Source organism: Rubinisphaera margarita (assembly GCF_022267515.1).
GTDB lineage: Bacteria > Planctomycetota > Planctomycetia > Planctomycetales > Planctomycetaceae > Rubinisphaera > Rubinisphaera margarita.
The window spans coordinates 177,563-197,868 of sequence record NZ_JAKFGB010000009.1 but is presented as its reverse complement, the minus strand read 5'-3'; the positions used below and the strand labels follow the sequence as shown (position 1 = coordinate 197,868).

Sequence of the window (20,306 nt, the reverse complement as noted above, 5' to 3'; positions counted from 1 at the left end):
CGATTCGCCGGTTCGGCCCGTCCCGGCCTCTCGCCGGATCACCTTCGATTGCGGGCCCTCTCTGAGGCCTTACAATGCGGCTGCGAACTATCCGCGTCAAGTCTTTCAGTTGAGGGAAACGGAAATCTCATGCAGTCCGCTCCGGGAAAAGTGTATCTGGTAGGGGGCGGCCCCGGTGACCCCGGCCTCATTTCACTCAAAGGGCTTCGCTGTCTGCAGGAAGCTGATTTCATCCTTTACGATGGACTCGTCAATCCTCTCCTCCTCCGACACACCCGGGCCCACGCCGAACGAACCGCCCGCGCCGACAGTGCCGGTCGCCGCACCCTGCAGCAGGAACAGATCAACGAAAAACTGGTCGAAGAAGCCCTGAAAGGGAAGATCGTCGTCCGACTCAAGGGGGGCGATCCCTACATCTTCGGCCGTGGCAGCGAAGAAGCGGAAGCTCTGGCCGCTCACGGGATCGAATTCGAAGTCGTCCCCGGAATCACGGCTGCCACCGCGGCCGCCGAATACGCCGGCTTTTCCCTGACTCATCGGGACAAAGCCTCCGCAGTCTGTCTGATCACCGGTCACGAAGATCCCACCAAACCGGAATCGGCTCTCGATTTCCCGCTGCTGGCCCGCTTCCCCGGGACACTGGTGTTCTACATGGGCCTGCACCGGTTGCAACACATCGCCGAGACACTCATTCAGGAGGGGATGTCCCCTCAGATGCCGGCGGCGATCGTCACGAAAGCCTCAACGCCCAGTCAGCGAGTTGTGGTCGATGAACTGGCCAGGCTCCCTCAACGCGTGCTCGAAGAAGAACTCTCGCCCCCGTCGCTGATTATCGTCGGGGAGTGCGTCCAGATGCGCGATCGCATCAAGTGGTTCGAGCTGAAATCACTCTTCGGCAAACGAATCGGCATCACTCGTCCGGCCGCTCAGGCCGAACCGCAGATCCAGGCGGCCGTCGAGCGTGGCGCAGAGCCCGTTCTGATGCCAATGCTCGAAATCGCACCTGCCCAGGAATGCACCGAGCTCGACGAAGCCATCGCAAAGGCCTGTACCTTCGACTGGCTCATCTTCACCTCAGCCAACGGCGTCGAACATTTCTTCCGCCGCGCCTGGGAACTGGGGCGGGACACGCGCTGCCTCGGAGCAGCGAAGATCGCCTGCATCGGGTCATCGACAGCTGAAGCTCTGCAGGAATTCCGACTGCGGGCCGATCTCGTTCCTGAATCGTATTGCTCGGAAGGACTGGCGGAAGCACTCATCGCCACCGGAACCCGAGGGCCAGTCCTATGGCCGCGAGCCGACCGAGGGCGTGAAGTCATTACCGATTCGCTGCACGACGCCGGAATCCCTCTCGAAACCGTCGTCGCTTATCGCCATGTCGATGCCGAACAACTCCCCGAACAGGCTCAACGACTACTCGATCAGGGAGACCTCGACTGGATCGCGCTGAGCAGTCCCGCCATTGCCCGCCGTCTGGCGGCTCTTCTTCCGGAATCGGCCCGCAGCCGGACTCGCATCGCCGCCATCAGCCCCATCACGGCTACAGCAGCCGAAGAAGCCGGACTGACAGTCGACGTCACCGCCACGGAATTCACGTGGGATGGAATCTTCGCCGCCATTGAGACAGCCGAGCAAAAGGCCTGAGTCAACTCCCGTTGCCTTCAAGGTGGAGACTTACGGCGCAGATGCCAGACTCACATTGTCAGACAGTGTGAGCACGCCAATGGGCAGTGCCCCCTCGTTGCGCGTTGAAGAACTTTGTCTTCCAACATCCCCAGGAACCGAGAATCGATCCGCCTGATTCCCGTTTCGCGATGCAGCCAAGGCGTCTGATTCTCGTCTCCGTTCGCGGAGCGCATGAAAAAAGCTCCCTCAGAGACCTGCGGGAGCTTTGATCGATGTCAGAGAATCTGCGTTGGCTGATTACTCGGACTTTTCTTCGTCAGTCTGTTCGTCTTCGCCTTCAGCCTTCGGTCCCGGCTCATCGCCACCGGGGGCGACTTCATCAGCGACTGGTTCTTCTTTGGTCGTTGCTTCTTCATCGCTGACGACAACCGGAGCAGCCGACTTCGTGGCGACGCGATCGTGCACGCCAACAAACTCAATCAGAGCCTGCTGACCGGCATCACCCAGACGCGGCTTGGCCAGCTTGACGATACGGGTGTAACCACCATCGCGAGACTCGAATCGCTCAGCCAGTTCATTGAACAGGATGTCGACGGCTTCGTTGTCGCGAAGAGCCGAGAAGGCCCGACGACGCATGGCCAGAACCGGAGCCTGTGCCTGGTTCCACGACTGCCAGCCTTCCGACTTCCGCCACTCACGCCACTCGTCGGAATTCTTTTCCGCAGAGATCTTGAGCTCATCGGCCTGCTGTTGCATTGCACGCGACTTGCGAGCCATCGTGATCAGCTTTTCGATGAACGGACGCAGTTCCTTCGCCTTGGCCGTGGTCGTGATAACCCGACCGGCAACCTTGGGAGCGCCGTAATCGCCGCTTCCACCAGTCCGCACGGAGGTAATCAGGCTGACCGCCATATTGCGGAACATGGCCTTGCGATGCGAAGCATTACGGCCCAGTGAACGGCCACGAACGCGATGTCTCATGGTATTGATATTCGAAAAAGTAGGTTCAGAATCGTGTGATCATGCCGGGCGAAAGAGTCCACCACAGGCAACGCAGCCACCAGGGGCCTTTAGTCTTTCACGCTCACCTGGCGCCGGGGAAGCTTCATGCCCATCCGCAGACCAATACTCTGCAGACGTTCGCGGACTTCCACCAGAGTGGTTTCGCCGAAGTTACGAACCTGCAGCAGCTGATCTTCCGATTTCGTGACGAGGTCGCGAACGGTGACGATGCCTTCCGATTCCAGGCAGTTGGTCGCCCGGACAGACAGGTTCAGTTCAGCCAGTGACTGATTCAGCTTCTCTTCCAGCTCGAGATCGATCGGTGAGTGTCCCGTCGACTCGGCCATTCCACGCAGACCGCCTTCCGGAGAAACTTCCGGACCCGGCTCGCGGTAGGTGATGAACGGATTCAGGTGCTTCCGCATGATCTTGGCCGATTCGACCAGAGCCATTTCCGGAGAAACCGTGCCGTTCGTCCAGATCTCAAGGATCAGCTTGTCGTAGTTGGTTCGCTGACCGACGCGGGTTTCTTCAACCGCGAAACGAACACGCTCGACCGGAGAATAAAGAGCATCCAGGGGAATGACACCGACTTCCGGGTCTTTCTCGAAGTGCTCGCCAGCCGGGATGTATCCACGACCGTTCTCAACCGTCAGTTCCATCGACAGCGGAACATCGTCCGTCATCGTGGCGATGATCATGTCTTTGTTGACAACTTCAACCTGGTCGTCGGTAATGATGTCCGCACCAGTCACGACACCACGAGTGTGTCGCTCGACACGAATCGTCTTCGGGCCGGCTGCGTAGCTCTTCACGATCAGCGACTTCAGGTTCAGACAGATGTCCGTCACGTCTTCGACCACGCCTGGGATCGAGGTGAACTCGTGCTGAGCTCCCTGGATCTTCACGCGAGTAATCGAGCTGCCTTCCAGCGAGGAGAGCAGAATTCGACGCAGGCTGTTTCCGATCGTCGAACCGAAGCCCCGTTCGAACGGCTCTGCAATGAACTTGCCATAAGTGGGGGTTGCGGTCTCACGGTCGATGACCAGTCGATTGGGCAATTCCAATCCGCGCCAGCGAATTCGCATTAAAATGTCTCCCGAGTTGATTTCAACTGTCTGTTAAGCAGGCGAACACTGCCAGGGGCGGCTCGCCGTATCATAGGGTTCTGCATCTCGAACTGTCGACCAGTCGCCGGCTCTTCAGCGGCAGCAACGGGACCACGTTCGATCAGACGCGGCGCTTCTTCGGAGGGCGGCAACCGTTGTGCGGCAGCGGGGTCACGTCTTCGATCATGCGAATCGTGATGCCCTGCGACTGCAGACCGGTGATGGCGCTTTCACGTCCCGAACCCGGGCCCTTCACGCGGACTTCCATTTCACGGACGCCGAACTTCTTGGCGCGATCCACACAGACTTCCGCTGCCCGCTGGGCGGCGAATGGCGTGCTCTTGCGGCTGCCCTTGAAACCGACGGTTCCGGCGGCGGCCCAACACAGGACCTCGCCGTTGGTGTCGGTAATGGTCACCAGCGTGTTGTTGAACGTTGCCTTGATGTGTGCAATCGCTTTGGTCACATTGCGACGCACTCTCTTCTTTTTGACCTTCGCCACTAATCTCTCCCGAGAAACTCTTGATCCAACGACGCCCTGCGTCTCTGTTTTTCTTCACATTCCTGTCTGAACAATACACCCGAGCCGGTTCAACCGACCCGACGGACAAGCACTCGATTAGTGCTTCATGTCCTTGACGCCCTTCTTACCGGCGACGGTCTTACGAACCCCTTTACGGGTTCGAGCGTTCGTGATCGTTCGCTGACCACGCACAGGCAGACCGCGACGGTGTCGCATTCCGCGATAGGACTGAATTTCCCGCAGACGGGCGATGTGCTGCTGAGTCTGACGACGCAACTGACCTTCGATGACGTACTCGGTATCCAGCAGGTTGTTCAGCTGGGCGATGTCGTCGTCGTTCAGGTCCTTGGCCTTCATCTGCGGATCGACGCCGAGGCGACGGCAGATCTCGATGGCCGTGTGCTGACCAATCCCGTACAGATAGGTCAACGAGACATAGGCCGGCTTGTTGTTCGGAATATCCACACCCTGGACACGAGGCATACTCTCTCACTCCCGGAAATCGCCGCGTGCCTCACTGGGCACCAGCAACTGTTGAATCGCTAAAACTGATCCTGAAACGAAGGGACCAGAACTTGTACTAACACTCTGTCAGTCGAATCGCACGAAAGCCGGACACCGAATCGGTCATTCCGACTTCACGTCATGGACAATCGACCCGCCAACCGCACCTCAAAGCAGGCAGCCAGGACTAACCCTGACGCTGCTTGTGCTTCGGATTCGACGAACAGATGACGTAAACACGACCTTTGCGACGGACGATCTTGCAATTCTCGCAAATCCGCTTGACGCTCGCCCTCACCTTCATGATACCGACACCTTCAACCGACTGACTATATTTCTGAATCACGAAATCGCGATCACTGGATGATCCGAGCCTGGTCAAAACTGGAAAACCGATGCAAATCGGCCTTCAACACGTCTCTAACCCGGTCGCACAGCAGTTCCCGCGAACTATTTGCAAACTTCTCCCGCAGCGGGACGGACCGGCAGACTACGGAATTTGGAATCGCGGATTATAGACATCTGCAATTCCGCCTGACAACCCATACGTGCCAACCGCCTTCTGAAAAATCCGAACTGACCGCTTTTCTACGAAAAAAGTCGGCCGTCTTCGAGTGTTTCTCGAACAGCAGGCTGGAACAGCCGTAGCCTATCCCAGCTTACTATGCGTTCGAGGCTGGAAAACGCTTTCGCCGATCCCAGCCGACTCTCGATTGAGTGATCTTCCTTCAGGCGAGTCGCGGCGTGAGGATTTCAGGCCCGTCAGCCGTCATCGCGACGGTGTGCTCGAAGTGCACACTCGGTCGATGATCCCGCGTAAAGACAGTCCAGTGATCTTTCGAGAGAAACAGCTCTTCTGTCCCCGCATTCACCATCGGTTCGACGGCGATCACCAGACCAGGCTTCAGCTCGAAATCCTTCTCGACTGTCTCATCATCCATGTAGTGAGGCACCTGCGGATCTTCATGCATCTCGCGTCCGATGCCGTGCCCCACAAAGTCGACCACCGAAGAAAACCCGTAGCTCGCTACGTGCTCCTCCATCTGCGTGGCGACTTCACTCCACCACCGACACTTCGCCATCTGTTCGATAGCCAGGTTCAGTGTCTCTTCTCCGACTTTGAGCAGCAAACGCTTCTCATCGTCGACCTCTCCGACCGGATAGGTCCAGGCCGAATCTCCACACCAGCCGTTCAGTTTGCAGCCGGTGTCCACGCTCACGATATCTCCGGCTTCCAGTTTCCTGGTCCCCGGGATGCCGTGCACGATTTCCTCATTGACAGAAATGCAGCAGACCGACGGAAACGGAACCGGCCCGGGAACCCCTTTGAACAAGGGAATCGCCCCATGCTTATCGAACAGCTTCTCAACCGCCCGATCGATATCGCGAGTGCGAATGCCCGGACGGACCATAGAAGCGATCAACTGATGTGCTTCAGAAACGAGTAACCCCGCCTGTCGCATCCGGTCGATTTCGCGTCGACTCTTGAGAATGATCACGCCGACCGTCCTTCTCGAGCCGCCAGCAACCGGCAGCTCATCTCATACTTAAGCCTTCTCATCGGCTTCCAGCATTCCTGAATAGTTTCGCATCACCAGATGGCTGTCGATCTTCTGCACCAGGTCGAGCGCGACCGAAACCACGATCAGCAGTCCCGTTCCCCCGTAGAAGCTGGCCAGCATGAACGGAATGTTCATCCAGCGGGCCACGATGGTCGGAATGATCGCCACCAGAGCCAGGAAGCCGGCTCCGACGAACGTGATCCGAACCATCACCTGCTCCAGGTAAGTCGCGGTCCGTGTTCCCGGACGGTAACCCGGGATAAAGCTGCCGTAGTCCTTCAGGTTGTTGGCCATGTCCTTCGGATTGAAGGTAATAGCGGTCCAGAAGTAGCAGAAGAAGTAAATCAGAGCGACATAACACATATTGTAGAGGAAGCCGCGACCGGAGCCAAAGGCACTGGCCAGCGTCTTCAGCGTCAGCGAGCCCGGCCAGATTCCCGAGGCCTGACTGAACAGGAAGTACGGGAACATCAGCAGGCTCGAAGCGAAGATGATCGGCATCACGCCGGCCTGGTTCACTCGCAGCGGTAGATACTGACGCTGACCACCCATCACGCGGCGACCGCGGACGTGCTTCGCACTCTGAATCGGAATTCGACGCTGCCCCTGCGTCATGGCGATGACACCGATCACCACGGCGATGAACAGTCCCAGCAGCAGAATCAGCTTATCAATCCCGGTATCGGTCCCGGCTCGAATGCCGTTCTCGAAAGCGGGCTGAAGGTATTCGTACATCGACGTTGGCATCTGTGCCAGAATCCCGGCCATAATCAGCAGACTGATCCCGTTACCAATTCCGTACTCGTCGATCTGCTCACCGAGCCACATCAGGAAGATGGTACCGGCCGTCATGATCAAAGCCCCGATCATATGGCAAAGCCACCAGTCGTACTCTCTCATGATCATCCCGGCCCCTTCCGCCCCAAAGCCACCGGAGATGGCTCGGATCCAGAAGAAGCTTTGCAACAGACAGATCACCACCGTTGCGTATCGCGTATATTCGTTGATCTTCTTGCGGCCCGATTCCCCTTCTTTCTGCAGCTGTTCGAGCGGTGGATACACCGACCCCATCAGCTGGAAGATAATCGAGGCGGAAATATAAGGCATGATCCCCAGACCGAAGATCGTCGAGTTGCCCAGGTTCGAAGCTGAGAACAGCGAGACCATCTGAATGACCTGGCCGAACCCCGAACTTCCCTGCTGCAGCTTCTCCATCTGTTGTGCGAACAGTTCCTGATCGATGAACGGCAGCGGAATCCAGAATCCGAGGCGGTAGACAGCGAGCAGGCCGATCGTCAGCAGAATCTTGTTTCGCAGTTCAGGGATGCGAAACAGTGTAATCAACTTTCCAAACATCGACGAATTTCCTGAGTGTGTGGATATGAAAGCCGAAGCCGCGAAACCTGTTCCTGCAGGACATCGACCAAATTGAACCAGCCCGACCGGCAAAGATCGCTGGAGTTCTAACGATTATTCAAACCCGGGGGTAGAAGAGTTTTCGTGGATTTGCGGCATTTCCGCAAGCTCCAACACATAACGGGATGAAAAGTGTGGCACCGGCTCCGTCAGTACCGCTTCTCCCGTCGCTCCTCAGGCAGTACCAGTCCAACCAGCACTGACCTGTTGCGAACCTCGCCAGCTGGCCAGTCCGCAACCGACCCGATCTCTCAGCTCATAAAAAAAGCCTTCCCGCACCGGAAAGGCCTTGTCTTCATAGTTTCCGTCGGTCCCGCGCGGGAGCAGAACCTGCCGACCCCGACGCCACTTAGACGATCGGTTCGACCTTACCGCCAGCGGAGGTGATCGCTGCTTCGGCTGATGCCGAATAACGATGAACCTGAACGTTGAGCTTCTTGGTCAGTTCGCCATTGCCGAGCACCTTGACGGCATCGAAGCGACCGTGAATCAGCCCCTTCTTCTTCAGCGACTCCAGCGTCACGTCGTCCCCATCCTGGAAGTTGCTCTCCAGATCTTTCAGGTTGACGATGGCTACAACGTCAGCGAAAGCGGTGTTATTGAAACCACGCTTGGCGACTCGCATGAAGATCGGCGTCTGGCCCCCTTCGAAGCCACGACGGGAGGCGGAACCACCACGGCTGTAGTAGCCTTTGTGTCCGCGACCGGCAGTCTTACCGTGTCCCGAACCGACACCACGGCCGATCCGCTTCCGCTTCTTGTTCTTATGAATGTCGCGATGGACGTCATCGATAATCATGGCAGCACTTCTACCGTAAAAAGCCGCACGAAAAGGTGCAGTAACGCTTGAATCAAAGAGTGTCGAAAACCGGACGAGTCGGTTTAGACATCCACGCCACGCAGGCGGGAGAAATCTTCACGGGTCCGCAGTTTGGACAAAGCGTCGAAAGTTGCCTTTACGACGTTAATCGGATTGGTCGAGCCGCGAACCTTGGTCAGAATGTCTTTCAGACCAACAGATTCGACAACCGCACGCACACTCGCCCCAGCAATAACACCGGTACCCGGGTTAGCCGGCAGCAGCAGGACACGAGCCGAGCCGAAACGACCTTCAACTTCGTGAGGAATGGTCGCACCATCCAGTTGAATCCGGACCTTATGACGCCCGGCGTCTTTCACGGCTTTCTCAACCGAAGTCGGAACTTCGTTGCCCTTGCCGTAACCCCAACCGACTTCACCGTTGTGATTGCCAACCACGACCATGGCCGCGAAGCTGAAACGGCGTCCCCCTTTAACCACGCAGGAACAGCGTCGAATCTGGACCACCTGCTCCTGTGAGTCTGACCTTGCTTCCGTAGCCAACGTTGACACTCCCGTAAAATCGATTGATCTGTATCAGTTCCGTCCCTGTCTTCAGACAGCCAACGGCGATGTATTTACTAGAACTGCAGACCGCCTTCGCGAGCCGCATCGGCGAGCGCTTTCACCCGACCGTGGTAACGATAGTCACCGCGATCGAAAGCCACTTCCGTAATTCCTTTTTCCTGAGCCCGCTCAGCCAGGAGCTTGCCGATCTTCTCAGCGGCTTCAATGTTGCCAGCGTACTTGCTCGGCCCGGCGACAGCGCCTTCCATCGTACTGGCTGAAACCAGTGTCTTGCCCTCGATGTCATCGATAATCTGGGCGTACATATGGCGATTGCTGCGGAACACCGACAGACGCAGACGTCCAGCCGAACGAATCCGGTTCCGGACGCGGAAAGCACGCCGCTCACGACGCTTGGTAACTCGTTTTTGAATCTTCATGGCTGGTCGCCACCTTCTACAAAACTGACGCTGGCTCCGACTCGAACCAACTTACGCCAGAAGTCCGCAACAAATATTCCCAGATCGTCTCGATTGCGACCGACTACTTCGCGAAGGCCTTACCGGCCTTACGGCGAATCTGCTCACCCTGGTACCGAATCCCTTTACCCTTGTAAGGCTCAGGAGGACGAACGCGACGAATGTTGGCCGCGAACTGTCCGACGGCATGCTTGTCCGCACTTTTCAGGATGATCAGCGTCGCGGAGGGCAACTCGCAGGTCACGCCTTGCGGAATCGGCAGTTTGATCGTATTGGCAAAGCCGACCTGCAGAGACAGGAACTGACCCTGCATGGAAGCCTGATAACCGACGCCGACTACTTCCAGACGACGTTCGAACGGAGTCACGACTCCCGCCACCATATTATTGAGCAGAGCGCGTGTCAAACCATGCAGTGCACGACTCTGACGCTCATCGTCAGGACGCTGCACTTCGATCTGAGCCGGATCCGAGTTAATCGACACCGAAACGCCGGGGTGATGCTCGACCTTCAGGGTTCCTGCCGGACCTTTGACGGTCACGGTGCGACCCGACTGAGTCACCTCGACATTCGAGGGAATCGGAACCGGTTTATTTCCAATACGAGACATTTGCCAGAACTTTCAACTGAGTCAGCACCTGCGGGTGCCTGCTCGAAATGTTACCACACGGTGCAGAGAATTTCTCCGCCCACGCCCTTCGCTTTTGCTTCGCGATTGCTGAGCACGCCCTGGTTGGTGGAAAGGATGCAGATCCCCATCCCCTGCTTAATCACTGGCGTCTCGCTCACGCCGGCGTACTGACGACGTCCCGGCTTGCTGGCGCGGACGATCTTCTGGATCACTTTTTCGCCATTCGGGCCGTATTTCAGCTGGACTCGCAGAACGTTCTGAGGCTGTTCTTCGATTTCTTCGAAGCCCCAGATGTAACCTTCACGCTTCAGCACGTCCGCGATGGCCTTCTTCAATTTGGACGTCGGAATATCGACGATCGGTCGCTCGATGGCGATCGCGTTGCGAATTCGTGTCAGCATGTCGGCAACCGGGTCGGTCATCATGGTTGCATCATTCCCGTACAGTAGTGTGTTTGAATCGAAATCTTGGAGACGGCAGCGACGGGGCGGCAGTCAGTTACGCTTGCGTTGCAGCGGCCGGCTTCCGGAACGGGAACCCGAACTTCGTCAACAGAACTCTTGCTTCATCATTATTGGTCGCCGAAGTCACGATGGAGATGTTCAACCCCTGTGTGAACTTGGCATTGTCGGCATCCACTTCCGGGAACACCATCTGTTCAGACAGTCCCAGGCTGTAATTGCCGTTGCCGTCGAAGGCATTGGCCTTCACGCCGCGGAAGTCGCGAACTCGTGGCAAAACCAGTGTGATCAGTCGATCGAGGAACTCGTACATCCGAATACCGCGAAGCGTCACCCGGCAGCCGATTTCCATTCCTTCACGCAACTTGAAACCGGCGATCGACTTCTTGGCCCGCGTGATTTCCGGCTTCTGACCGGCAATCAACGTCAGGTGTTCGAGGGCTTCGTCGAGTCGCTTGCGATCCTGGATCGCTTTCCCGACGCCCATGTTGATGACGATCTTTTCGAGCTTCGGCAGAGAATGGATATTCTTGCGACCGAATTCTTCCTGCATCGCAGGAATGATCTCTTGACGGTATTTTTCCAGTAGACGGGTCACGACTGACCACTCCTCATTTTGTATTCACGCTGACGTGACTGCCTGTGATTTACTTGGATGCCGCATGCTTGTCGCGGGGAGGGCTGATCTTGCCAGCACTGGCTCCACACTTCTTGCAGATCCGCTCTTTGGCGCCCTGCTCGTCGTACTTGAATCCCAGGCGGGTCGGCTTCGAGCAGGATTCGCAGTAATACATCACGTTGCTGCTCGGAATCGGCATCTCCATGTGGAGACGACCGCCGGACGGCGACTTCGGATGACCACGCTTCACGTGCTTGTAGACCTGGTTCACACCTTGGACAAGCATCTTCTCGCCGCCGACGAGCACCGACAGCACCTGTCGTGGCGTGCTTGATGCGTCATCTCCAGTGATGACGACGACCTGGTCCCCTTTTTTGATCTTCATGGCTCTCTGCCCCGACTCACCCGTTGCCTGTGTCTTCGCTCAGCGGCTCACCGTCCGGCTGATCGAACTCCCATCTGGGAGAATCTCTTGTCTGTTTCCAAATGCCTGGCGGCGAACTCGCTCTAGAACACGTCCCGTGCGAGAGACACGATCTTCATGAAGCGGCGATCGCGAAGTTCGCGAGCCACGGCTCCAAAGATACGAGTACCACGCGGGTTGCCGTCTTTGTCGACCAGCACGACCGCGTTGTGGTCGAACCGCACGTAGCTGCCATCTTCACGGCGGGTCGACTTCCTGGTCCGTACGATGACGGCCCGAGCGACCTGCCCCTTTTTCACCGGGCTACCCGGCAGTGTCTTCTGAATACTGACGATAATGATATCGCCAACGTTGGCTGTCCGGCGACCGGTTCCGCCCAGAACGCGGATACAGCGAGCCACTTTGGCTCCGGTATTATCCGCAACATCAAGAACTGTCTGCATCTGAATCATGATTGACTCTTTGTCTATTCCGCTGAATGCCGAACCGGCCGAGGTCTGTTACTGCCTGTGCAAAGCCACTTATTTATTGGCGTTCTCGGTCTCATCAGCCAGAGCCGCCATCGGATCGGTGGCAACCTCGACAACGCGGACCAGTTCCCAACGCTTGAGACGGGAGAGCGGACGGGATTCGATAATCTCGACCCGGTCCCCTTCCTTCGACTCGTTGTTCTCATCGTGGACATGACAAACGGTCCGCCGACGAACGATCTTGCCGTAGCGCGGATGCGCGAACAGACGTTCGACTTCGACGCGACGCGTCTTGTTCATTTTGTCGCTGGCAACAATGCCGATAAGTGTCTTCTTCATACCCCAGGACATCCGTCAACAAAATGCGGCTGGTGCCGCGGGTGGCTGGTCGCTTCGACCGTGATGATCAGGTAGTGGCTTGGCCGTTCTGAATTTCCCGTTCGCGCTGAATCGTCTTGATCCGGGCGATTTCCCGACGCAGTTCCTTCATCCGACTCGGCGTATCGAGTTTCTCGGTCGCCGACTGGAACTGCAACTGAAAGTAGTCCTTCTGCGTCTGTTTCAGCGAGAAGCTCAGCTGCTCGTCGTTCTGTTCGCGAAGTTCGGAAGCTTTTGACATCGTAAAAACCTCTCTGCATTCCGGTCCGGATCAATTCCGGCCCCACCGGCCTGCAAGACGATCTGAATTAATGAGTTCCATGCTGGCGGGCCAGCAGCCGAACTTTCATCGGCAGCTTATGAGCCACGCGTGCAAAACAGTCCCGGGCAGCATCGTGCGATGCGCCGGCAATTTCAAACAGCACCGTACCAGGTTTGACCACGGCCACCCAGCGATCCGGCTCCCCTTTACCCTTACCCATTCGGGTTTCGAGTGGACGAGCGGTCACGGGCTTATGTGGAAAGACCCGGATATACAACTTACCTTCACCGCGAATGTACTGCATTGCTGCGATACGACAGGCTTCGATCGTCTTACCGGTGATCGTGCCTGGTTCCAGCGCCTGCAAGCCCCAATCGCCAAAGGCCAGGGTATTGCCGCGAGTCGCGTTACCTTTTATGCGACCTCTTTGGCTTTTTCGATGCTTGACCCGCTTGGGCATCAGCGCCATTGTTTGACTCCTCGTCAGAATAATTACCGTGGTCGATCCAGACTTTAATTCCGATGATGCCCTGCGCTGTCTTTGCGGTCGTGAAACCATAATCGACATGACGCTGGAGCGTCGAAAGCGGGATCGAACCTCGAATCCCCTTTTCTTTGCGTGACATTTCCGCCCCGCCGAGTCGGCCGGCCAGCTCGATCTTGCAACCGTAAGCGCCGGCTTCCATCACCTGGTCCAGTGATCGCTTCAGAGCCCGACGGAAGCTACCACGCTTCTCAAGCTGCTGGGCGATATCTTCAGCCACCAGAATCGCACTCTTACTGGCGTTGTTGAGTTCGACGATCTTGATCTCCATCCGGCGTCCGGTCAGCTCTTCGAGCTGGGCCTTCAGGTTATCGATTTCCGAACCCTTCCGTCCGATGATCACACCGGGACGAGCCGAGTAAAGATTGACGTTCACGTGGTCACGCGTTCGTTCAATCTCAATCTTGGCGATGGCGGCGAAGCCATACCGTGATTTGATGTACTTCCGGATCTTCACGTCTTCAACCAGCAGGGTGCCGAACTCACGCTTCGGTGAGTACCAGCGACTCCGCCAATCTTCGACAATGCCGACGCGAAATCCGGTGGGTCGTGTTTTTTGTCCCATGAATGTGACCTGTATGACTGACGTTAGTTTACTCTGACGTTTCCGTCGCAGCGGCGACCTGTCGGACGCTCACTGATCTGTTTCAATCGTTTAGCCCAGTTCCGGAGCTTCGAGTGCCACATGAATGTGACAGAACTTCTTCTGCAGGAAGTCCGCCCGACCGCGTCCACGTGGCCAGACTCGCTTGAAGCTCGGACCCATATCAACACGGGCTTCGGCAATCGTCAGCGAACCGCCATTACGGGCACCGCGATCTTCTGCGTTGGCGACTGCACTCTGCAGCACGCGTTCCAGCATCCGAGCACCTCGGTTGGGCATGAACTTCAGCTGCTCGAGGCCCTGACTGGCCGTCATCCCCTGCACCAGGCGGGCGAAGTGACGCACCTTCGTCGGTGACATTCTGGCAAACCGATGTGATGCTTTGATCTTTGACATGATTCTCTTACCAATCGCATTGCAAGGCAGTGTCGGCAGAACCGCTCGTCACCAACCCCCACAGAAAACGACTATCGTTTACCCTTGGCTCCGTGTCCCCGGAAGGTCCGCGACAGGGAGAACTCACCCAGCTTGTGACCGACCATTTCTTCCGTCACATACACATTGATGTGGACACGCCCGTTGTGAACGAGGAAAGTGTGGCCAATGAACTCCGGAGCGATTGTCGAGCTGCGAGCCCAGGTCTTGATCGGTTCTTTCCGACCAGCCTCGTCGAGACGAGCAATCTTCTCCAACAGGTTGTGGTCCACATAAGGACCCTTTTTCAGGGAACGTCCCATATCTCAACCCCAATTAATTCCTGAACACGGGAGATCCACCAAACGGGACCTTCACCTGGCGTGATTACTTCAACTGACCGTAACGACGTGACTTGCGGCGGCGAACGATGGCCCGCGTCGATGCCTTACGACGCTTACGGGTCCGACCTCCCTTGGCCAGCTTTCCAGTGGGACTACAGGGATGACGACCCCCGGAGTTCCGACCTTCACCCCCACCCATCGGGTGAGCAACCGGGTTCATGGCAGTACCGCGAACGTGAGGCCGACGCCCCTTCCATCGCTTACGACCAGCCTTACCCAGAACGACCTTGCTGTGATCTGTATTACCGATCCGACCGATCGTCGCCCGAGCCGCACTCGGCAGACGACGAACTTCACCCGACGGCAATGTGATCTGAGCCCAGCCACCTTCCGTCGCATTCATCACCGCTGCCGTACCCGCACCGCGACAGAGCTGTCCGCCACGCCCGGGCTGCATTTCGATGTTATGAATTTCGGTTCCAGCCGGAATATTGGCCAGCGGCAGACAGTTACCGACTTTCGGATCCGCCTTCGGACCATTCTCCAGCTTGTCGCCAGCCTTCAGGCCGACCGGAGCCAGGATATATGTCTTCTCACCGTCTTCGTACTGCAACAGGGCAATGCGAGACGAGCGGTTGGGATCGTACTCGACCGAAATCACTTCAGCCGTAACGCCATCCCGCTTCCGCTTGAAATCGATCACGCGGTACATCTTGCGATGCCCGCCGCCACGATGACGAACCGTGATCTTGCCTTCGTTATTGCGGCCACCGTGCTTCTTCAGACGGACCAGCAGCGACTTCTCAGGCTTCTTTTTCTTATCGGTAATATCCGCAAAGTCGCTGACGGACGCGTTGCGGCGCCCTGGACTCGTCGGCTTGTATTGTCGAATTCCCATGATCGACTTCCCTCAATGTTTATTTCGTCACGATCTGGATGTTGAAGGCGGCTACTCGACCCGCTGACTCTGACACAGACCTAGAAGTAGCTGATCCGACTTTCCGGATCGAGCTCGACAATTGCCTTCTTCCAATCCTGAGTGTGCGTCATACCGGCACGTGTACGACGAGGCTTCCCTTTGCGGTTCTGAGTACGAACCTTGGTCACCTTGACATCCCAGAGAGCTTCAACAGCCTTGCGGATATCCGTTTTCGTCGACTGCGGATGAACCTTGAAGGCGTAGACATTGTCACGCTCTGCAAGATGTGTGTTCTTTTCCGTCACCAACGGCTTGAGCACAATCTGATACGGCTCAAGCTGTAGCCCCGAACCTGAATTTGCAGACATGCTTCCAACCCCTTCAACCTGTGTATCAGACACCCGCGAAACTTTGTTCTTCCAAACGGAGTTCAACGACTCCGACCCGCTCAGGCCGTGACGGCTTCCTGTTCTTCACTCTTCGCCTTCGACTCACGAAGAGCATCGAGTGCGGACTTCGTGATCAACAGCATCCGCTGATGCAGCAGATCGTAGGCATTCAGCTCAGAAATCGGACGCACCAGGAGACCCTCGATATTCCGAGAAGCCTTCCACAGATCTGCGTTGTAGCCCTCGATCGCGAACAGCGTCTTGGCCGACTCGAGCTTCAGCGACTTGAACGCCGTCACCACTTCTTTGGTCTTCGGAGCCGACAGAGAGAACTCGTCGACCAGGCAGACCTGATTGTCTTCAAACTTACTCAGCAGCGCCATCCGGGTTGCCAGACGCACAGCCTTCTTCGGCAGACGGTAACCCCAGTCGCGAGGCACCTTGGCGAACGTGTGCCCACCACCTCGACGAATCGGAGAACGCTTGCTGCCGGCACGGGCGTTACCCGTTCCCTTCTGGCGGTACATCTTTTTGGTCGAACCAGCAACCATGCTGCGAGACTTGGTTGCCGAGGTCCCGACGCGACGATTCGCCTCGTACATCACAACCACATCGTGCAACAACTGCTTGTTGACGCCCGGTGCGATGTCAGCCGGATCGAGATCATATGACCCGACCTGGGAACCCTGCTGATTTAAGATTGGCACTGAAATCATTTCGACTCACCCGTACCACCCGAAGGCGGACTCTTGATCACACTGAAACGACGACACTCCGCCGAAACTAGTCTTTCTTATTGGTCGGACGCACGAGCACATAACCGCCCGAAGGGCCAGGAACAGCTCCGCCAACCAGAATCAGATTTTCTTCTTCGATGACCTTCACAACCTTCAGATTCCGTACGGTAATCTGAGCGTTGCCATACTGACCAGCCATCCGGGTCCCCTTCAGAACCCGACTCGGATCCGCACTCTGGCCGATCGAACCCGCATGGCGGTGAACCTTCTTCACACCATGACTGGCCCGCTGACCGGAGAAATTGTGCCGCTTCATGACGCCGGCGGTACCACGACCCTTCGAGGTCCCGATAACATCGACATGAGCAATTTCAGCCAGATGATTGACTGTCAACACAGACCCAACATCCAGACCATGCTCTTCGCCATCCGTACGAAACTCACGCACGAACCGCTGCGGCTCACAACCCGCTTTTTCCACCAGCTCGACACCCGCTTCAGTGCGAGCCCGTCGACGCTTACTACTAATTTCGGCAACATGCCCACGCTCGGAACGAGAAGCCAACCGACGCGGCTTATCAGCAAAACCGAGCTGAACAGCTTCGTAGCCATCCCGTTCGGCCGTCCGAACCTGCATGACGGGACACGGACCCAACTCGAGGACAGTCACGGGAACAACAATCCCGCCTTCCTCGTAAACCTGGGTCATTCCAATTTTTCGCCCGAGCAGACCTACCGGCATGTCTCACACCCTTCGACACATCCACCCGCCTAAGCGAGCGCGAACCGAATCTGTATTTGTTTCCAACGAGTACGGCCGGAACACACCCGACCACCAACCACAAGGAGCCGATAAAGAAAGGCGGACAGAGCACTGCCCACCCACATCCTTTCAACTCAGGCCCGATTCCAGTTCGAGCCGCTCCCCTTACGCGGTCGCCTTAATCCTGATATCAACACCAGCCGGCAACGACAGCTTATTCAAAGCATCAATCGTCTTACCTGTCGGCTGCACGATATCAATCACCCGCTTGTGAGTTCGAATCTCGAACTGCTCACGGGACTTCTTATCAATATGCGGACTACGAAGAACCGTGTACCGCTCAATTCGCGTTGGCAGAGGAATCGGCCCATGGACGATCGCCCCGGTTCGCTTGGCGGTATCGACGATATCTGACGCCGACTGATCCAGCACTGAATGGTCGTAAGCCTCCATCCGAATGCGAATTTTTTCTTGTGACCCTGCGGACACTCCGCCTCCCCTTGCCTGCTTCGCGAATGTGAAATATCGATTAACCACACGAGCAACCAGATGCCGCGTGGAGGAAAAACCCTGGAATTTTTCACCAAAAGCTGATGAAAACAGAGCTTCTCCCGGCCTCCCGAAAATGGGAAGCGGGGATGTTACTTGCGTACGTTCGACTTGTCAACGAAACCGTTCCGAATTTCGAAAACAATTGAGCGAACATTCTCAGCTGAACCTTGAGAATCCAGCTAAATCTTCAGCTGAACTTCGAGCGACACATCACCGGCATGCCGGCAGGTCTCGCAGGCGGTTCATTTTCGACGTGCTCAGCTGGCACGGAAGACGTCCCACGTGTGATGTTTTACCATCGATTTCCGAACTCGCCAAGGGGAACGGCCAGTAAATTCTTTTTGAATTCCAAGAAGCTGGTCCGCATCCGGCAATCCGGCGTGGGCAAACAGAAGGTATCGGAGCCGCAAGGGCTCCTTCCGAGTCGTCATCAGTGGTCTATCCATGCAGGTCGAAGAGCCCATCCAGCCATCTTCCCGCACATGCCACTTCGAAGGGTGACCGGGATTGGAGGGATGATCGAAGTAAGTAATCCCTTCTTCGACAGTGTGCCGGTCCTTCCCCGACCCAACAGCCACCGGGCCGGAATAGTCCATCCATTTCGCCTGGTTTCCGAAGATCGCAGGCTCTCCTTCACGGCCTTCGCTGTCTCGCAGCTGCCCGCCTCCGAATGCGGCCGAGAGCGTTTTCGCCACGCGAACCGCGAGAAAACCGAAGTTTGTCTTACCAAACTCGAGCATCTCAGCTGTGGGCGTGAACGTCGACTGCAGCTCGAGCAAAGTCCCCCCATCGGGATGCACCCGAAATCCGGCAATCAACTCCTGCGTCAGCAGCGGCTGGGGATCGTGCCCGTCTTTCCAGTCGAGCAGAACCGCCATCACGGCTTCGTCGTCGCCGTCGGAATAAGCGAGCCATTCCCGCTGTTCAATGCGAGCCGGGGAGGAATTCGACCAGAAGCTGACGCCCTGGACATCGTGATGCGCGAACCAGATCGACTGGTGATGATCGTGGTTTCCAGCCCCGGCGTGTCCCATCCGGGTGAGCGTTTCGTTCGAAGGGCCGCAAAATGGGTAGAAAAACGGTCGCGGATAATCGGCACCGGAATGCCAGCGAAGTTTTTCAACGCCGTCGACAGAGAACGAGACCTGCCGATGAGCGTGCGGAATGACCTGATAACGCGGCAATGAGAACGCTGTCACGGTGCTGACTTCCTCCGCCTGGTCGGTTGTAAGAATTACAGACGCGGACTGGCTCCGAAATATTTTTGACGAGTTTGTCGTATTCCGGTATACCTCTCGCGCGCACATCACCTCCCTGCTGCAGCTGCCGGCTGCCCCTCCTGTTGGAAATCCATTCCCAAAGAAGAGTTTGTCCGATGCATCGATTGTTTCTTCTCGCCGCGCTCGCTGCAACCGTGGGTTGCACTTCGACCTCGACTACGAACACAGCGCGCTCGGCCAAGGAACAGATGCTGATTTCCAACGCCGTCGATCAGGCGCTCAACAAAGTAGACTTCACGCCATTCTCAAACCGCGTTGTCTACCTCGATGACAAGTACATCGATGGCGTCGACAAGAACTATGTGATCGCCTCGATCCGCCATCGCCTGATGAGGGCGGGAGCGAAGGTCGTCAAAACCGCGGAGGAAGCCGAGCTGATTGTTGAAGCACGAACCGGAGCAATTGGCACCCACTCCGCCGATTCGTTCGTCGGCACCCCGGAAATCACCCTGCCGGGGATGATGTCACTGCCGGAAATGCGACTACTCGAAAAGAAGAATCAGAAGGGCATCGCCAAGATCGGCCTGGTCGCCTACGACGCCAAGAGCAAAACCTCGCTCGGAAACGGCGGCGTGTCTCTGGCGGAATCGAACGACAGTGCCTACTTCATGTTCGGCATCGGTCCTTACAACGGCGGCTCGATCAACGACGAACTCAAATCCGGCAAGAAAGCCTCAGCCACCCGGGCAACAACGCACCAGATGCCGCAAACCGTCGCCTTCTCAGCTCCCACCCCCACCCAGTCCACACCCGGCTCCAGCACACTGCACCTGGCCTCGGGCGAAGAAAAGGTCGAAAAGACGGCCGAAGCTCCGGCGAAAGATACGAAGCAGACCGACGCTCCAGCGTGGGCGAAGTAGGCGGCGGCAACAGGACAAACCGCGAGATTTGCACCCCGTGCAGTGAAAACGAGACGGCCCCCGGCTACG

At 57.0% G+C, this 20,306-nt stretch carries 29 protein-coding genes; 2 read left to right on the top strand and 27 right to left on the bottom strand.

The window, feature by feature from the left end; genetic code table 11:
• Nucleotides 1-129: 129 nt before the first annotated feature.
• Nucleotides 130-1,644 (top strand): uroporphyrinogen-III C-methyltransferase, encoded by a 1,515-nt coding sequence (gene cobA, locus L1A08_RS04125; protein ID WP_238754521.1) that lies wholly within the window; start codon nt 130-132, stop codon nt 1,642-1,644.
• A 279-nt stretch (nt 1,645-1,923) separates the two neighbouring features.
• On the opposite strand, the gene L1A08_RS04120 is transcribed toward cobA, so the two are convergent.
• From L1A08_RS04120 to L1A08_RS03990, 27 genes are all read right to left on the bottom strand, one after another.
• Nucleotides 1,924-2,607 carry a bL17 family ribosomal protein gene (locus tag L1A08_RS04120; protein ID WP_238754519.1) on the bottom strand — a complete coding sequence of 228 codons (684 nt, stop codon included), beginning with the start codon at nt 2,605-2,607 and terminating at the stop codon, nt 1,924-1,926.
• 89 nt (nt 2,608-2,696) lie between these two features.
• On the bottom strand, nt 2,697-3,716 hold the full coding sequence (locus L1A08_RS04115) for a DNA-directed RNA polymerase subunit alpha (RefSeq protein ID WP_238754516.1): 1,020 nt from the start codon (nt 3,714-3,716) through the stop codon (nt 2,697-2,699).
• A gap of 142 nt (nt 3,717-3,858) precedes the next feature.
• Nucleotides 3,859-4,239 (bottom strand): 30S ribosomal protein S11, encoded by a 381-nt coding sequence (gene rpsK, locus L1A08_RS04110; protein ID WP_238754513.1) that lies wholly within the window; start codon nt 4,237-4,239, stop codon nt 3,859-3,861.
• Between the two features lie 117 nt (nt 4,240-4,356).
• The gene (gene rpsM, locus L1A08_RS04105; protein WP_238754511.1) at nt 4,357-4,743 is read right to left on the bottom strand and encodes a 30S ribosomal protein S13; all 387 of its coding nucleotides are present in this window, start codon (nt 4,741-4,743) and stop codon (nt 4,357-4,359) included.
• Between the two features lie 208 nt (nt 4,744-4,951).
• Entirely contained in the window at nt 4,952-5,068 is a 117-nt protein-coding gene (gene rpmJ, locus L1A08_RS04100) for a 50S ribosomal protein L36 (protein ID WP_238755639.1), read from the bottom strand.
• A gap of 424 nt (nt 5,069-5,492) precedes the next feature.
• On the bottom strand, nt 5,493-6,263 hold the full coding sequence (map, locus tag L1A08_RS04095; RefSeq protein WP_238754509.1) for a type I methionyl aminopeptidase: 771 nt from the start codon (nt 6,261-6,263) through the stop codon (nt 5,493-5,495).
• Nucleotides 6,264-6,311: 48 nt separating this feature from the next.
• A complete protein-coding gene (gene secY / locus L1A08_RS04090) occupies nt 6,312-7,682 on the bottom strand; it encodes a preprotein translocase subunit SecY (protein ID WP_238754507.1) in 1,371 nt (456 codons plus the stop codon).
• 409 nt (nt 7,683-8,091) lie between these two features.
• Nucleotides 8,092-8,541, bottom strand: a complete 450-nt coding sequence (gene rplO, locus L1A08_RS04085; protein ID WP_238754506.1) for a 50S ribosomal protein L15 — start codon at nt 8,539-8,541, stop codon at nt 8,092-8,094.
• Between the two features lie 83 nt (nt 8,542-8,624).
• Nucleotides 8,625-9,104 carry a 30S ribosomal protein S5 gene (rpsE, locus tag L1A08_RS04080; RefSeq protein WP_238754504.1) on the bottom strand — a complete coding sequence of 160 codons (480 nt, stop codon included), beginning with the start codon at nt 9,102-9,104 and terminating at the stop codon, nt 8,625-8,627.
• A 77-nt stretch (nt 9,105-9,181) separates the two neighbouring features.
• Complete coding sequence (rplR, locus tag L1A08_RS04075; RefSeq protein ID WP_238754502.1) at nt 9,182-9,547, bottom strand: 50S ribosomal protein L18; 366 nt, start codon at nt 9,545-9,547, stop codon at nt 9,182-9,184.
• Nucleotides 9,548-9,650: 103 nt separating this feature from the next.
• Nucleotides 9,651-10,196, bottom strand: a complete 546-nt coding sequence (rplF, locus tag L1A08_RS04070; protein WP_238754500.1) for a 50S ribosomal protein L6 — start codon at nt 10,194-10,196, stop codon at nt 9,651-9,653.
• Between the two features lie 50 nt (nt 10,197-10,246).
• Nucleotides 10,247-10,642 carry a 30S ribosomal protein S8 gene (rpsH, locus tag L1A08_RS04065; protein WP_238754498.1) on the bottom strand — a complete coding sequence of 132 codons (396 nt, stop codon included), beginning with the start codon at nt 10,640-10,642 and terminating at the stop codon, nt 10,247-10,249.
• Nucleotides 10,643-10,715: 73 nt separating this feature from the next.
• Nucleotides 10,716-11,276, bottom strand: a complete 561-nt coding sequence (rplE, locus tag L1A08_RS04060; protein WP_238754496.1) for a 50S ribosomal protein L5 — start codon at nt 11,274-11,276, stop codon at nt 10,716-10,718.
• Between the two features lie 49 nt (nt 11,277-11,325).
• Complete coding sequence (gene rplX, locus L1A08_RS04055; RefSeq protein ID WP_238754494.1) at nt 11,326-11,682, bottom strand: 50S ribosomal protein L24; 357 nt, start codon at nt 11,680-11,682, stop codon at nt 11,326-11,328.
• 122 nt (nt 11,683-11,804) lie between these two features.
• Nucleotides 11,805-12,173: a 50S ribosomal protein L14 gene (gene rplN / locus L1A08_RS04050; protein ID WP_238754492.1), complete on the bottom strand. Its 369-nt coding sequence runs from the start codon at nt 12,171-12,173 to the stop codon at nt 11,805-11,807.
• A 69-nt stretch (nt 12,174-12,242) separates the two neighbouring features.
• Nucleotides 12,243-12,530 carry a 30S ribosomal protein S17 gene (rpsQ, locus tag L1A08_RS04045; RefSeq protein WP_238754490.1) on the bottom strand — a complete coding sequence of 96 codons (288 nt, stop codon included), beginning with the start codon at nt 12,528-12,530 and terminating at the stop codon, nt 12,243-12,245.
• Between the two features lie 67 nt (nt 12,531-12,597).
• Complete coding sequence (rpmC, locus tag L1A08_RS04040) at nt 12,598-12,810, bottom strand: 50S ribosomal protein L29 (RefSeq protein WP_238754488.1); 213 nt, start codon at nt 12,808-12,810, stop codon at nt 12,598-12,600.
• Between the two features lie 67 nt (nt 12,811-12,877).
• The gene (rplP, locus tag L1A08_RS04035; RefSeq protein WP_238754485.1) at nt 12,878-13,300 is read right to left on the bottom strand and encodes a 50S ribosomal protein L16; all 423 of its coding nucleotides are present in this window, start codon (nt 13,298-13,300) and stop codon (nt 12,878-12,880) included.
• Nucleotides 13,239-13,940, bottom strand: a complete 702-nt coding sequence (gene rpsC / locus L1A08_RS04030; protein ID WP_238754484.1) for a 30S ribosomal protein S3 — start codon at nt 13,938-13,940, stop codon at nt 13,239-13,241. The genes rplP and rpsC overlap by 62 nt, the downstream gene beginning before the upstream one ends.
• A 90-nt stretch (nt 13,941-14,030) precedes the next feature.
• Entirely contained in the window at nt 14,031-14,375 is a 345-nt protein-coding gene (gene rplV, locus L1A08_RS04025) for a 50S ribosomal protein L22 (RefSeq protein WP_261362720.1), read from the bottom strand.
• A 71-nt stretch (nt 14,376-14,446) separates the two neighbouring features.
• On the bottom strand, nt 14,447-14,716 hold the full coding sequence (rpsS, locus tag L1A08_RS04020) for a 30S ribosomal protein S19 (RefSeq protein WP_238754480.1): 270 nt from the start codon (nt 14,714-14,716) through the stop codon (nt 14,447-14,449).
• 64 nt (nt 14,717-14,780) lie between these two features.
• Nucleotides 14,781-15,635, bottom strand: coding sequence for a 50S ribosomal protein L2 (gene rplB / locus L1A08_RS04015; protein WP_238754478.1), 855 nt, complete (start codon nt 15,633-15,635; stop codon nt 14,781-14,783).
• 80 nt (nt 15,636-15,715) lie between these two features.
• Nucleotides 15,716-16,024: a 50S ribosomal protein L23 gene (rplW, locus tag L1A08_RS04010; protein ID WP_238754476.1), complete on the bottom strand. Its 309-nt coding sequence runs from the start codon at nt 16,022-16,024 to the stop codon at nt 15,716-15,718.
• Nucleotides 16,025-16,104: 80 nt separating this feature from the next.
• Nucleotides 16,105-16,761, bottom strand: coding sequence for a 50S ribosomal protein L4 (rplD, locus tag L1A08_RS04005; RefSeq protein WP_238754474.1), 657 nt, complete (start codon nt 16,759-16,761; stop codon nt 16,105-16,107).
• 67 nt (nt 16,762-16,828) lie between these two features.
• The gene (gene rplC, locus L1A08_RS04000; protein ID WP_238754472.1) at nt 16,829-17,524 is read right to left on the bottom strand and encodes a 50S ribosomal protein L3; all 696 of its coding nucleotides are present in this window, start codon (nt 17,522-17,524) and stop codon (nt 16,829-16,831) included.
• Nucleotides 17,525-17,710: 186 nt separating this feature from the next.
• Entirely contained in the window at nt 17,711-18,034 is a 324-nt protein-coding gene (rpsJ, locus tag L1A08_RS03995) for a 30S ribosomal protein S10 (RefSeq protein WP_315860548.1), read from the bottom strand.
• Nucleotides 18,035-18,354: 320 nt separating this feature from the next.
• Nucleotides 18,355-19,296 carry a DUF6807 domain-containing protein gene (locus L1A08_RS03990; protein ID WP_238754468.1) on the bottom strand — a complete coding sequence of 314 codons (942 nt, stop codon included), beginning with the start codon at nt 19,294-19,296 and terminating at the stop codon, nt 18,355-18,357.
• Between the two features lie 176 nt (nt 19,297-19,472).
• On the opposite strand from L1A08_RS03990, the gene L1A08_RS03985 reads away from it, so the two are divergent.
• Nucleotides 19,473-20,237, top strand: coding sequence for a DUF6655 family protein (locus tag L1A08_RS03985; protein WP_315860547.1), 765 nt, complete (start codon nt 19,473-19,475; stop codon nt 20,235-20,237).
• The last annotated feature ends 69 nt before the right edge of the window (nt 20,238-20,306 follow it).